The sequence below is a fragment of the Emergencia sp. JLR.KK010 genome (assembly GCF_037018265.1).
Lineage (GTDB): Bacteria > Bacillota > Clostridia > Peptostreptococcales > Anaerovoracaceae > Senimuribacter > Senimuribacter intestinalis.
On the sequence record NZ_CP143550.1, the window covers coordinates 41,685 to 55,599 of the forward strand.

Here is a 13,915-nt window from a genome sequence, read left to right on the forward strand (position 1 = left end):
CTTGAAGCAGAACAGAGCCACAAGGATAACGTATCCCTACGCTGTCCATTTTGCCTAGCTAAGCAAAGTCTGGGCAAAAAGATTAGCCGATTGTAGCAACGATAACAGCCTTAATCGTATGCATTCTGTTTTCTGCTTCGTCAAATACCACGGAGTTCTTGCTTCTGAATACTTCGTCGGTGACTTCGCGGATGTCGTAACCAGCTTCCATCTGGGTCTTTGCCATCTTTGTTTCAAAGTCATGGAAGGAAGGCAGGCAGTGCATGAACAGGCAATCCGGATTTTCGGTTGCTGCCATTAATTCTTCTGTTACCTTGAACGGAGTCAGCAGTCTAACTCTTTCTGGAATTTCTGCTTCTTCGCCCATGGAAGCCCATACGTCAGCATAGATGACATCTGCGCCTTTCAAGCAAGCCGGATCAGATGATACTTCGATAGTTGCACCAGTTTTCTTTGCAACTTCCTGTACTTCTGCGATAACATCCTGTTTCAGTTCTTTTGCCAGCTCGTCCGGTCCGTAAGCAACAAAGTGCATACCCATCTTAGCACAGCCGTACATCCAAGCGTAGGACATGTTGTTTCTAACGTCGCCACTGAATACAACTTTAACTCTGTTCAGCGGTTTAGCGCAATGTTCTTCGATAGTCAAAAGGTCTGCCAGAATCTGAGTCGGGTGGTCAACGTCGGTCAGACCGTTCCATACAGGTACGCCAGCATATTTTGCAAGTCCTTCTACAACTTCCTGGTCAAAGCCTCTGTATTCAATACCATCGTAGAATCTGCCTAATACTTTTGCAGTGTCTTCCATGGTTTCTTTCTTGCCCATCTGGGAGGAACTGGAATCCAGGAATGTAACGCCAGCGCCTTCATCCATTGCTGCCACTTCAAATGCGCATCTGGTTCTTGTGGAAGTTTTCTCAAACAGCAGAACAATGTTCTTGCCTTTCAAAATCTGATTGCAGATACCCGCTCTTTTCTTTGCCTTCAGGTCATGTGCCAGGTCAAGCATGTATCTGATTTCTTCTGGTGTGAAATCCATAAGTGTTAAGAAACTTCTTCCTTTTAAGTTTACTGCCATTGGTGTGTTCTCCTTTTCATTTCGTTAAAAATCGTTCATATCAGATAGTTTAACTCTCTTTACTAAAAATGATACTATATTTGTCAAAAAATTAAAGTACCAGCACTTTTATTTTTTAAAGTACCAGTATATTCCAAAAACTACTAAAATCAACCAACCCCGTGATTGAACCGTTTACAAACAATCAAGCATTGTTATTATACGTAAGAAAGCGCCGCCAGCTCAAATATCAGTCTGGCGACGCTTTATCGCAAAATCAAAAAATATCAGTTATAAGGAAGTCCTCTGCGCAAGGTTTGTAATAATCTCAATCAAATTCTCCATTCCTAGCTTGATTCGTGCCTTGGTTTCAAAAGAGTAATTAAGGCGTATGCAGTCTCTGCCGCCATTTTTGTTAGGATAAAAAATGTCTCCAGGCACGATAGAAATCCCGCAACGCGTACAGACAGCCGCAACCTCTTTGCCGTCTACACCTTCCGGCAGATGACACCACACATATACACCGCCCCGCGGTTTTTCATAAGAAAGCCCCAGAGGCACCAGCCGATCTAAGAATCCGCACATCAAATCCCGCTTCTCCCGGTTCAGTTCTGTAATGCGCCTTGCATTTTCATAAAATTTTCCACTGGTAATGTACTTGGCAAGCAGCTTCTGGGTAATCCAGTCCAAGGTCATTACGCGAATGGACACCAAATAACTTAGACTCTTAATCAGCTTTTCCGGCGCCACGACAAATGCCATGGAAAGTCCAGGAATAAAGGTCAGGGAGAAAGAGTAAATGTAAATTACATTTTCACTCCTATCCATAGCTTTCAGCGTCGGCATGACATCATCTTCAAAGGCTAACTCTGACGCAGCGTCCTCCTCTACGATAGGCAGTCTATACCGATTAGAAATCTCCAGCAGCTTTTTTCTTCGCTCTACCGACAAAATGTTTCCGGTCGGATCATGATAACTGGAATTGACATAGATAAACTTCGGTCTATGGGTTTCAATGAGCGCTTCCAAGTGATCGCAGACAATACCGTCCTGATCCACCGGCACTGTAACTGCCTTGCAGCCTGCCAGCTTGATCACCCGATAAACATCAGGCGATACCGGCTCCTCCACAATAACCCTGTCACCCTCTTTCAGCATAGCAGTTACAATAAAGTCCAGCGCCTGATTGGTTTCCGACAAAATCTGAACCTGATTAAGCCCAGCCTTAATACCTTTGGTACGCAGATAAGAGATCACCCTTTGCCGCAGTTCCAAATCGCCCTGATAAGGCGTCAAAAAGGAGGATTTTCCTCCCTGCTCGTTTAAAATCGCTGCAAAATCCGCCGCAAGATTCGCCTCATCATACACTGCCGGCGGCAAACCGGTGGCAAAAGAAATATTATTTGCATCGGAACTTCTCTGAAAAATCTCGTCAAAGGTTCGTTCCATATCCTGATATTCATCTTTAATCACCGCACTCCAATTAACCTTTTTACGAACATCCGGCTCGTAAAAGTCTTTACTTTGATAGGCAACGCGGTACCCTACGCCGCGAACAGACTCCACAATTTCTTCATCCTTCAGGGCAGTATAGGCTTTAATAATAGTATTTCTATGTACTCCCAGCATCTGGGCAAAAGCACGCTCTGACGGCAGCACAAAGCCGTCAGGCATTTGTCCGCTGATAATCTTTTCCTTAATCTGATCTGCTATCTGCCAGTAAATTGGCGTTCTGCTCTCCCTATCTACAACCACCTGCATGGATTAGAACTCCTTCTTCCCGTGAAACTGATAATAACACACCTCAAGTCTGCCATTGTAAAGCTTACGCCTGCGGTCTGCAGGTCTTCCCAAAGTCTTCGCCTCCAATTCCTTATCTGTAGTCACCAGAAATAGTGACCAGGTCGGATTTTCCTTAAAAAACTCGCTGTATTTCCGATAAATACTCTCAATTTGCTTCTTCTCACCGATTCGCTCACCGTAAGGTGGATTGGTTATAATAATGCCGCCGGTTTCTTTTGCTACGAGTTTCTGCATTGGCATCTGCTTAAATATGATGCAGTCATCCACACCCGCTTCGATGGCATTTTCCTTAGCGCTTGTGATAGCTTTTTCGTCCACGTCAAAAGCAAAGATCCGAAGCTCGCTGTCATAATTTATAGCGCCGAAAGCCTTTTTTCGCTCTTCTTTCCAGACTTTTGAATCAATCAGCTCCCAGCCTTCCGCCGCAAAGACCCGATTAAGTCCCGGCGCAATGTTTCTGCCGATCATAGCAGCTTCGATGGGAATTGTGCCGCTGCCGCAGCATGGATCTACCAGCAATCTGCCTTCACGCCAAAAGGACAATTGCACCATAGCTGCTGCCAGAGTCTCCTTGATAGGCGCTGCAACATCACGCACGCGATAGCCTCTCTTATGCAGACCTGCGCCGCTGGTATCCACCGTCAAAGTTACATGATCTTTCAAAATTGTTACTTTTACGGAGTATTCTGCGCCTGTTTCCGCAAAATACTCCGCCATATAGTATTCTCTGAGCCGCTCTACAATTGCCTTTTTTACAATACTCTGGCATGCAGGAACACTGTGGAGTTTTGATTTCACCGATGTCCCTGTCACCGTAAATTTTCCATCCAGGGGAATCAGCTGTTCCCAAGCAAGCCCTCTGGTCTGCTGAAAAAGTTCCTCAAAGGTCACCGCATTAAATTCCGCCATTTTAAGCAGCACCCTGTCCGCGCTGCGAAGCCACAAATTGCTGCGCACGATCGCCCGCTCATCGCCCAGATAGGTAATTTTTCCGTCTTCTGATTTCAGAATCTTATACCCTAAATCCTGTATTTCACGTTTTACTACCGCTTCAAGTCCAAAAGTTGCGGTTGCAATTAATTCCAATTTCATATGTATTCTGTGCTCCTGTCTTCATTCTTTTGCCGCCACGTCATCAGGTCTGCCTTGTGCGCTTGCCGCGCACGTCTGTATCGTCCTCAGATTGTCAAAAAAACGCTTAAAACCAAAGAATGAAAGTTTTTTGGCAATGCCACTAAGTCGTATAGGCATCATTTCTATGATACTCGTTTTTTGTGGTGGTGTAAAGCAAAATTGACGATATGATAAAAGACGCATCCCCTGAGTTTATGCTATTATGCGCCTATGATACAAAAATGCACTAAGAAAGAAGGGATTTATATGTACAAAATAAAAACACACCTTTTCGTATTCATTCTAAGCCTGCTGCTGGTAATCGGGCTTACGATGCTGCTCTGCCTGATGCCGCTGACACCGGCGCTTCAGCTTTTGTTGGGATTTATTGACGCAACCTGCGCTATCTGTCTAAGCCTCTGCCCTGCTGCCATCGCTAAAAAGCTAGGCTGGGAAGAATAAGATTCCGTTGACACAAACCGCTTGTTCCCAATATAATAAATACAATGAAATCTTTTATCCGAAACTCGAAGGAGGCTTTTTATGATATCCAAATATGGAATCTTCTGCAAAGTCATAGAGTGCGGCAGTTTTACCAAGGTAGCAGAGGAAATCAGCTACTCTCAAAGCGCTATCAGCCAGTCGGTCAAGTCACTGGAGCAAGAACTCGGCACTACCCTTGTGACCCGCGAAAAAGGTGGTATCAGGCTTACCCGTGACGGTCAAGGATATTTCCCCTATCTGCAGGAAATTTACAATGCAGAACAGTCTCTTGAACGAAAACATTCCGAAATGCAAGGACTTGAAAACAGTCTGATCCGCATTGGCACCTACACTAGTATCAGCCGATATTATCTGCCGCTGGTCATGAAAGCCTTTAAGGAAAAATATCCGACTGTTAAATTCGAACTGCATCAAGGTGACTATCAAGATATTATCCAGCAGGTCAAAAATCGCCAGGTTGATTTTGGCTTTACTACACCAAGTGCAGCTTCAGGCTTACCAATTAAGACATTCTACAAGCAGGAACTTGTTGCCATTCTGCCTGCGGACCATCCATTAGCTGAGAAAAAGACTGTAACCTTAGCAGATCTTGCTGCAGAACCCTTTATTATTGATGACGAAGGCAAGTTCAGTCTCCCGCTTCATTTTTTCTCAGAAGCAGGACTAACACCAAACATTGAGTTTCACCTTTATGATAACAACAGTATTATCATCATGGTTGAACAGGGACTGGGCGTATCTATCATAGATCGAGTATTCCTTGCCAATACAAGCGCTAATATTGTTATACGAGAAATCGAAGAAAAACCTACTCGTCTTTTATCTGCCTGCTGGCATAACTGGGATACGATGCCTATTGCCGCGAGAAAATTTCTCAAATTTTTTCTGTCGCAGCCGGAGTTTCAGGACACTCCTAAATGACCCCGTATTGAAATTCAGCTAACGCAAGGGGACAGTCTCATTTCCTTACTTTTGAGACTGTCCCCTTGCAGTAAAAATGATATTGGGCTAAAAAAGGTCCAAATCAAATGTCGGGATGAAGTTCAATCAGATTTAATCTGATTGAATCTGATTGAATCTGATTGGTATGCGGTAGTTCATGCTGCGGAGAAACCGGCGCGCCATAATCGCAGGATTTTTTTGTATATCCGGCGTTTACCCCATGGAAACCGCCATATTCAAAGCGTTTTTTTTGTATACATGGCGCCAGCCATTCGCCAAACGCCATATTGGGATTCATTTTCTAAAAAACTGGCGTGCGCCTGCCGCCTGATACGTGCTTTTTTGATATTTTACTGTAGGATGCTAAAGTTTTTTCGACTATCTGAGCTGCATTTCTTTCTGCTGCCGCCATTTTTTCTAAAAAAGCTTTTCTATCTGGCACTTTCTCATAGGTCCGCGCCATGTATACAGAAATCAAGGTCAAATATGGCGCGTGACAAATCCTCGGTATAGCTTGATTCTTATTTTATTCCCGTACACAAACCTGTCAAGCTAACTGCTTCAAGCAAGCACTGGCCTAAAGCCGAAAAAAGCTGTCTCATTTTATATTGAGACAACTCTTCTCGATTTTTATGCATTTATTTTAATCCTTAAGATTTGGATTACTCCGTGACTGCAGTAAATTGCCCAAATTTTCTCTTGAAATCGGTTGAATTTCCACCATGTCTGCCAGTGTCGGACAGATAGCAAAAATGAATGCCATCATCCCATCAATTGCAGCGCTGTTTTTCTTTCGTTGTCATTATCATATCACAACTATTATATTAAGTAAAACGAATGATTCTTATTTTATCATAAGTATCACTTATGATAAGAGCACAAAAAATCCCGTACAAAGCTGCGCCGCAAAGAGGCGGTGCAGATCCGTGCAGGACTTTTGGATAAACGTGATTTACTCTGCAAATTGGGACAACTCCATTATACGACTTGTGCCTTGCCAATCACTTCGTTCTTGGGTCACAAAAGCATAAGGAGTTTCCATCAATTTTCTTCGCAAATTGGGACAACTCCATTATACGACTTGTGCCTTACCAATCACTTCGTTCTTGGGTCACAAAAGCATAAGGTCTGCCTTGCCACTCGCGATTCCTCTCGTGGGGCAGAACCATTATAGATAAGGCGCTCTCCTATTGAGGGAATTGCCTTCCAGCGATTCCAGTTCATTGAGTGCTTTACCTGTGCCGATGGCAACACAAGAAGTCGGGTCATCAGCAATACGCACTTTAATCCCAGTACGCGCTTCGATACGCTTGTCAATGCCGTAAAGTAATGCGCCGCCGCCGGTGATGACAATGCCAGAGTTACTGATATCTGCAGCCAGTTCAGGCGGTGTCTGCTCCAGCACACTGTGTGCTGCTTCGCAGATTGTATGAAGCGGCTCTTCCAGCGCTTCCATAATCTCTTCGGAGCTAACTTCAACAGTCTTTGGAAGACCGGTTACCAAGTCTCTGCCTCTGCATTCCATCGTCATATTCTCTTCTCTTGGATACGCAGTACCGATAGTCTTTTTGATTTCTTCCCCGGTTCTCTCCCCAATGTACAGCTTGTGTACTTTTCTCATATATTTAATAATGGAGTCATCGAACTTGTCCCCTGCAATCTTAACGGAAGTGCTTGCAACAATGCCGCCAAGAGAAATAACAGCAATATCCGTCGTACCGCCGCCGATATCGATGACCATAACACCGTCAGGCTGTGAAATGTCAATACCTGCACCGATGGCAGCCGCAACCGGCTCTTCCATCAGATACACATCCTTGCCGCCTGCCTGCGTTGCCGCTTCTCTGACCGCTCGCTTCTCAACTTCTGTCACGCCGCTCGGTACGCAGACCATAATTTTAGGCTTGAAAAATCTGCCGCTGCCGCAGGTCTTTTTTATAAAATATTTCAGCATTCTTTCTGTAATATCATAATCAGAAATCACACCGTCGCGCAGCGGTCTTACCGCAATGATATTAGCAGGCGTTCTTCCAAGCATCTGTCTTGCCTCTTCACCCACTGCCAAAATATCGTCTGTATCCTTATTAATTGCCACAACAGAAGGCTCATTGAGCACGATTCCTTTATTTTTTATATATACTAAAACATTGGCTGTCCCTAAGTCTATTCCTACTTCACTTGCCATTTGCATACTCCTTTTCTCTAAAATCTACCTCTCCGCGATTATTTCTCTATAGCATTTGCAGACAAAGCCAACAATATACGCCAGTCAAATAAATTCTACGAAGAATCCAAAACGATATATGCAAATATTATATACAATTTTTGAAGTTTTTTCAATGCAATTGCACATATTTTCCATCTTAAGATTCATTAAGATTCTGCTGCAGCATTTAAAGGGCATATTTGTGCCTGTATTCCCTGAACATTTCCTTAAATGCAGGATCATCCATCGTCTTCAGTTTCCCCAAATACTGATGGGCAGCAAAGGACGATTGAGAAAGTTCAATTACTGCAACGCCAATATTTGAGCAGTGAGCGGAAACTCTGGCATAATTGGTCATGATGTCAGAAAGAACAAAGCCCTGCTGAATAGTGCAAACCCCGCTCTGCAGACGCGAAATATGATTTTGCTTCACCTCTTCTGCCAAATCTCCGATGACTTCCTCCAGCGGTTCCACCCTATATGCTGACTCCATATCATTTCCGTCAAACGCTATAATTGCAAGCCCCATAATCTCACGAATTGCTGCCGTAGCAGTTTCAAGCTCATGTCTGCCGCTTTCTGAAAGGACAAGTTTTTTCTCTTTCATTTCTTTTGCTGCTTCCATGATATGCACCGCATGGTCGCTAATTCGTTCAAAATCTCCAATCACATGAAGCATTTTGGATATAGAATTACTATCTGCATCAGATAAAGCACAGGCTGACAGCTTTACGAGATAAGAGCCAAGCCGATCTTCATAGATATCTGCTTCTTTTTCCAGCTTAATGACCTTTTGCGCCTTTTTCTCGTCATAATGAGAAAATAGTTCCATGGCATTAAGAATTGATTCTTTTGCGATATGTCCCATTTCTATGGTTATCTGTCCGCATTCCTGCACTGCAATAGACGGTGTATTTAAAAGTCTTTCATCAAGAAATGCAATTTCAGTCTCCGGCTCCTCCTTGATACTGCGTTCTGCAATCTTTACAAGAAGCTTCGTAAACGGCAGCAGGAGCAGCGTAGTTGTAATATTGAAAATACTGTGCACCACCGCAATACCCGCAGGACCAATTACCTCTGTCAGAAACGGCAGTTCTATCAGATAGTGAGCCACAAAATAGATAAGCAGACAAATGGCAGTTCCTATAATATTGAATGAAATATGAATCACTGCAACCCGCTTTGCATTGCGGTTTACGCCGATACTGGATATCAGTGCCGTTACACAGGTACCGATATTTTGACCCATGATAATAGGGATTGCCATTCCGTAGGAAATACTGCCCGTCAATGACAGCGCCTGCAAAATACCCACCGATGCCGATGAACTTTGAATCACTGCAGTCAATAAAATACCAGTTGCAATTCCCAGAATCGGATTGGTAAATGCGGTTAAGATTGATGTAAATTCCGGCATATCTTTCAAAGGGCTTACCGCACCACTCATAAAATTCATACCGTACATTAAGATTGCAAATCCTACAAGAATGCTTCCGATATCTTTCTTCCTGCTGTTTTTCGCACTCATCATCAGAATCACACCGATCAACGCCAGTACCGGCGAAAAGGATTCCGGTTTCAGTAGCTTTATCAGCACATTATCACTTTCTACACCGACCAGACTGAGAATCCACGCCGTAATAGTAGTGCCAATGTTCGATCCCATAATAACGCCTACGGTAGAAGCCAGTTCCATAATGCCAGAGTTCACAAGCCCCACCAGCATAACGGTTACAGCTGAAGAACTCTGAATTACCGCCGTGATACCGATTCCCAGAAACAGGCTTTTAAGCGGGCTTGCTGTCATCCTCTTCAAAATGCCCTCCAGCTTACCGCCTGCCAGTTTTTCAAGCCCAGATGACATCAGGCTCATTCCGTAAAGAAACAGCGCCAGTCCGCCAAGCAGCGAAATCAGCGAAAATATATCCATAAATATCCCTTCCTCTCTATCTCATATTCTGTTTAAAATTGTATCGAAATATGTGTACCAACGCCGAGTCTGCTTTCTATTTGAACCTGCGCCTCATGATATGCTGCGCCGTGTTTGACAATGGACAGCCCCAAACCTGTGCCGCCGATTTCTTTAGAATGGCTCTTATTGACTCTGTAGAATCGCTCGAAGATTCGCTCCAGTTCATCTTCTGCAATTCCAATACCAGTATCTGACACCGATACGGTTGGTCTTCCATCCTTTTCCATAACAGAAACCGTCACGCTGCCACCCTCTCGATTATACTTTATCGCATTGTCGCAGAGATTATAAATCATTTCTTCCACAACCTGCATGACAGCCTCAATATAAAGGGATTCTCCAATAAGTTTCAGCTGAATCTTCCTGTCTTCTGCGGCTTTATCCAAATGGCTCAGCACCTTTTGACAAAGCAGGTACAAATCAATCTGTTCTTTCTTTTCGGTAATCCGACCTTCGTCCAGCTGGGACAGTTTGATGATATCTTCCACCAGCATGATCAGCCTCTGCGCTTCATCATAAATTCGGCCGGCAAACCGAGGAATATCCTCTTCTTTCACCATGCCGGCTTTTATAATTTCCGCAAAACCGCTGATGGAGGTCAGAGGTGTTTTTAGTTCGTGGGACACATTAGCAGTAAATTCTTTACGAAAATCCGCCTCCTTAGTCTTTTCGTCCACATCAGTCTCTAGCCTGCTAATTCTGCTGTCAAGAGCCTGCCTCTGTTCCGCAATTCGCCGCACCAAAGGGCGCACCTCTGCATAAGTTTGCGCTTCCTGCGGATGTGCTAAGTCAATCTGATTCAGCGGTTCTACAATTCTTCTGGCAATCCTCGCCGCCAGCATGGCGGACAGCAGCACCGCCATGAGTAAAACAATCAAAATAGGCTGCAGCATGCTTAAAATCAGCGTAAAAATTGTAAACTGCACCTGAGAAACCCGAAGCACACTGCCATCGGACAACTTAACAGCGCAGTACATGGTTTTTTCCGCAAATGTCTTAGAGTAACGAACCGCTTCTCCATAGCCTGACTTCTCCGCTTCTTTTACCTCAGGCCTGTCTTTATGGTTTTCCATCTCCTGTTTCCCTGCAGAAGAATCGTATTCCACTGTTCCATCTGCGGCAATTAGAGTAATTCTGTGATTTTCCGCAAGGCTCAATCCGTCAAAATAACCAGTATCACCTGTTTCTAAGGCTTGCGCCACAAGGCGGCTCTGCATGCGCAGCTCCTGCGCATACTGCTCATTATACTGCAGATACAGTGCGCCTAAAATAAGCACCAGACATGATATCCAGACCAGGATTGCCACCGAAAAAATCCCTCTGAAAATTCTATTCTTCATCCTTTACCTCTCCAATTTTATAACCCAGCCCCCTTACGGTCTCGACGTAATGTCCGCAGGCGCCTAATTTCTGGCGCAATGACCGGATATGTACATCTACTGTTCTATTTTCTCCATCAAAGCCGTATCCCCAAATCCTGGATAGCAGCTGATCTCTGGTAAACACATGCCCTTGCTGCTTCATCAGCAAAGCGAGAAGTTCAAACTCTTTCAGCGTCAGCGCTGTCTCTGTTCCATCTACTGAAACGATGTGTTTTGACACAGAAAGAAAAAGATTGCCGATTCGATACTCTTCCTGCTTATCCAAAGCAGATGCTCTGCGTAGAAGCGCTCTGATGCGTGCAAGCAGTTCCATCATGCCGAAAGGTTTCGGCATATAATCATCTGCACCGTAATCCAGTCCAATCACTTTGTCATATTCCGTTCCCTTTGCTGTCAGCATCATGACAGGCATTCTGGCAGTTTTCACAGATGCGCGCAATCTTTTTAAAACAGATAGTCCGTCTTCTTCGGGCAGCATAATATCCAGCAGAATCAGCTGAGGAAGTTCCTGCTCCATCGCCTCCCAAAACAGAGACGGCACAGCAAACCCCTTTGCCGCATAACCTGCATTATTTAATGTATACAGCACCAGTTCACGAATGCTGTCATCATCTTCTACCAAATAAATCATCTCGCAGTTCTCCTTTGCTTCAAGTCTACTATAAGCCTGCTTAAAAAGCCAGAATTTTAATGTTAAATTCATGTTAAGTTTTCCCGCAAAACCAGAAAAGATACAAAGCCAAGTTTCAGTTAAGTATTGACTTATTCTCTTGCGGCGATATACTAAAAGTATCATAACTTAAAATAATAGTTTATATCCGTTCCATGATTTATCATTATATAAATGCAATTTTAGACAAGGCAAGAAAAGGAGGCACCCATGCAAATCATCCAATACGAAGTTTTACTGAAAGTCTTAGAAAGCGGTACATTGACTTCTGCTGCCGAAGAACTTGGCTATAGCCAGTCGGGACTGACCCGCATGCTAAATTCCCTAGAAGCAGAACTCGGCTTTCCGCTTTTAGTTCGGGATCGCCGCGGCGTGCGTCTTTCTGCGGAAGGAAAATTGGCTCTGCCCCATATTCAGGCGCTCCTCAATGAACAGCGCCGCCTGCTGCAATGTGCCGCAGAAATTAAAAATCTGAACTTAGGGCTGATTACCATCGGTACCTTCAACAGTGTATCAGCACAGTGGCTGCCTGGTATCATCAAAGAATTTACAGAGCTGCATCCCGGTATCCGTTTTCAGCTGCTGCATGGAAACAACGATGAAATTGTAGAATGGGTACAGAATAATCAGGTAGATATCGGATTTACTCGCTACCCTACCGCCGAAGATTGCTGCGAAGTATTTCTCTATCAGGATCCTATCGTCGGCGTATTTTCTGCAGAAGCCCCGCAGGTAAATCAAACATATTTTTCTTTAGAAGAGTTGAAAACACTTCCTTACATTGCTTTAAACGAAGGCGTTGACGATGAAATTACAGAAGTTCTTACGCAAAGCGGCATTACCCTTAATCCTGCCTTTATCGAAAGCGACGACCATGCAGTCATCGCCATGGTAGAACAGGGACTCGGTACCAGTCTGATGTCCCAAATGATGCTCCGCGGTTTTGACAGAAAAATTATTGCCGTTCCTTTAGCCCCGCCCAGATACCGCCAAATCGGTATGGCATGCAAAGATCTCTCTCTGCTGTCGGCTGCTGCCGCAGATTTCTGGGCTCACATACAAAGATGGACAGAAAAACTCTAACCTCTGATAGGCTTTGGTCCAGCTGCCTCCCGTTTCTTTCTATTGATTGGCAACCACTTTCCATCAGCGGCTTTATAATCTGAATTCTTTTGCATATCCCTTCTCTTCCCTGCATATATTGGTTCTAACTTGAGTTTAAGGAGCGGTGTTTATTATGAAGGATTACATAGAGGAGAGAGTACTTTCGCTGGCCAACTACATTATTTCGACCAATTCGACAGTCAGAGCCGCTGCAAAAGAATTCAAAGTCAGCAAAAGTACTGTACACAAAGACGTTACAGAAAGGCTGCAGGAAATCAGTCCTTCGCTTGCCGCACAGGTAAAAACCGTACTGGACGTCAATAAAGCCGAAAGACATATACGAGGCGGTCTTGCCACCAGAGAAAAGTACAGTCATCAGGATGAATAACATAATTGGATAATCTTTTAAATCATGCACACCCTTCAAAAGGGTGGTAAAAAGCCTAAATCCCTGTTAAGGGATTTAGGCTTTTGTCTACAGTCAGAGCAGGGATTTCCTGCTTTTTTATTATTTAATCTTTAAAACAAATCACTATGTGAGCCTGTTCGGATTAGTCTTAGTTCTAATGTATCCTGCACAATTTTATAGACTAATAACCAGTCCGGTTGAATATGACACTCTCGCATTCCTTTATAGTACCTTGAGTTAACTAACGCATGATCGTGATAGGACTCCGGTAAAGGTTGTTCATTTCGTAAAAGATCTATTACTTGAATCATTTCTTTAAGGTCACAACCTCTCTTAGCTGCCAACTTATAGTCCTTTTTAAATTGTGCAGTAAATTTGACATTAAGCATTCAAAGCCTCCATCAAATCTTCCATATTATCATAAGGACCATAAACTTCTCCATTTTCAGCTGCTTCCATTGCCGCATAGGTAGTATCATTTGGTTCTACAACTTTTACCGGAAAAGGTAACCCATGGTGCATTAGTGCCTGCCGGAAAAAAAGTCCTGTAGCTGTACTTAAATCTAATCCCAAGGTTTTAAATAACTCATCTGCCTGCGCCTTTAGCTCTGGCTCAATGCGTAATGTTAAATTACATTTCTTCGCCATAAAAACACCTCCCTTGATATATTCTTATTATATGCTTATTTCTATTATATTTCAAGTGCATTGCACATAAAACGTTCCTCTTGCTCACCTAGAACACGTCCCATA

At 43.8% G+C, this 13,915-nt stretch carries 13 protein-coding genes; 4 read left to right on the plus strand and 9 right to left on the minus strand.

The features are described 5' to 3' along the window. Positions 1-82 precede the first annotated feature (82 nt). The 3 genes from argF to V1225_RS00175 form a co-directional block, all read right to left on the minus strand. Positions 83-1,078 carry an ornithine carbamoyltransferase gene (gene argF / locus V1225_RS00165; protein WP_160202616.1) on the minus strand — a complete coding sequence of 332 codons (996 nt, stop codon included), beginning with the start codon at positions 1,076-1,078 and terminating at the stop codon, positions 83-85. 270 nt (positions 1,079-1,348) lie between these two features. Further along, on the minus strand, positions 1,349-2,818 hold the full coding sequence (locus V1225_RS00170) for a PLP-dependent aminotransferase family protein (RefSeq protein WP_160202615.1): 1,470 nt from the start codon (positions 2,816-2,818) through the stop codon (positions 1,349-1,351). Between the two features lie 3 nt (positions 2,819-2,821). Further along, positions 2,822-3,952, minus strand: a complete 1,131-nt coding sequence (locus V1225_RS00175; RefSeq protein ID WP_160202614.1) for a class I SAM-dependent RNA methyltransferase — start codon at positions 3,950-3,952, stop codon at positions 2,822-2,824. A gap of 288 nt (positions 3,953-4,240) precedes the next feature. Between V1225_RS00175 and V1225_RS00180 the strand changes: the two genes are divergently transcribed. Both V1225_RS00180 and V1225_RS00185 read left to right on the plus strand, forming a co-directional pair. After that, on the plus strand, positions 4,241-4,435 hold the full coding sequence (locus V1225_RS00180) for a hypothetical protein (protein WP_160202613.1): 195 nt from the start codon (positions 4,241-4,243) through the stop codon (positions 4,433-4,435). Positions 4,436-4,516: 81 nt separating this feature from the next. After that, positions 4,517-5,398, plus strand: coding sequence for a LysR family transcriptional regulator (locus tag V1225_RS00185; RefSeq protein WP_338547104.1), 882 nt, complete (start codon positions 4,517-4,519; stop codon positions 5,396-5,398). A gap of 1,189 nt (positions 5,399-6,587) precedes the next feature. Here the strand turns inward: V1225_RS00185 and V1225_RS00190 are convergent. From V1225_RS00190 to V1225_RS00205, 4 genes are all read right to left on the minus strand, one after another. Beyond that, positions 6,588-7,610: a rod shape-determining protein gene (locus tag V1225_RS00190; protein ID WP_161908857.1), complete on the minus strand. Its 1,023-nt coding sequence runs from the start codon at positions 7,608-7,610 to the stop codon at positions 6,588-6,590. Positions 7,611-7,812: 202 nt separating this feature from the next. Further along, positions 7,813-9,555 (minus strand): Na/Pi cotransporter family protein, encoded by a 1,743-nt coding sequence (locus V1225_RS00195; RefSeq protein ID WP_338547106.1) that lies wholly within the window; start codon positions 9,553-9,555, stop codon positions 7,813-7,815. 32 nt (positions 9,556-9,587) lie between these two features. Further along, positions 9,588-10,937: an ATP-binding protein gene (locus tag V1225_RS00200; RefSeq protein ID WP_338547108.1), complete on the minus strand. Its 1,350-nt coding sequence runs from the start codon at positions 10,935-10,937 to the stop codon at positions 9,588-9,590. Further along, positions 10,927-11,682 carry a response regulator transcription factor gene (locus V1225_RS00205; protein ID WP_330588325.1) on the minus strand — a complete coding sequence of 252 codons (756 nt, stop codon included), beginning with the start codon at positions 11,680-11,682 and terminating at the stop codon, positions 10,927-10,929. The genes V1225_RS00200 and V1225_RS00205 overlap by 11 nt, the downstream gene beginning before the upstream one ends. A gap of 177 nt (positions 11,683-11,859) precedes the next feature. On the opposite strand from V1225_RS00205, the gene V1225_RS00210 reads away from it, so the two are divergent. Continuing rightward, entirely contained in the window at positions 11,860-12,732 is an 873-nt protein-coding gene (locus tag V1225_RS00210; protein ID WP_160202607.1) for a LysR family transcriptional regulator, read from the plus strand. Positions 12,733-12,886: 154 nt separating this feature from the next. Then, positions 12,887-13,141, plus strand: coding sequence for a sporulation transcriptional regulator SpoIIID (spoIIID, locus tag V1225_RS00215; protein ID WP_160202606.1), 255 nt, complete (start codon positions 12,887-12,889; stop codon positions 13,139-13,141). A gap of 131 nt (positions 13,142-13,272) precedes the next feature. On the opposite strand, the gene V1225_RS00220 is transcribed toward spoIIID, so the two are convergent. Beyond that, positions 13,273-13,551 (minus strand): type II toxin-antitoxin system YafQ family toxin, encoded by a 279-nt coding sequence (locus tag V1225_RS00220; protein WP_251614422.1) that lies wholly within the window; start codon positions 13,549-13,551, stop codon positions 13,273-13,275. After that, the gene (locus tag V1225_RS00225; protein ID WP_160202604.1) at positions 13,544-13,810 is read right to left on the minus strand and encodes a type II toxin-antitoxin system RelB/DinJ family antitoxin; all 267 of its coding nucleotides are present in this window, start codon (positions 13,808-13,810) and stop codon (positions 13,544-13,546) included. Before V1225_RS00225 ends, V1225_RS00220 begins: the two co-directional genes overlap by 8 nt. Between the last annotated feature and the right edge of the window lie 105 nt (positions 13,811-13,915).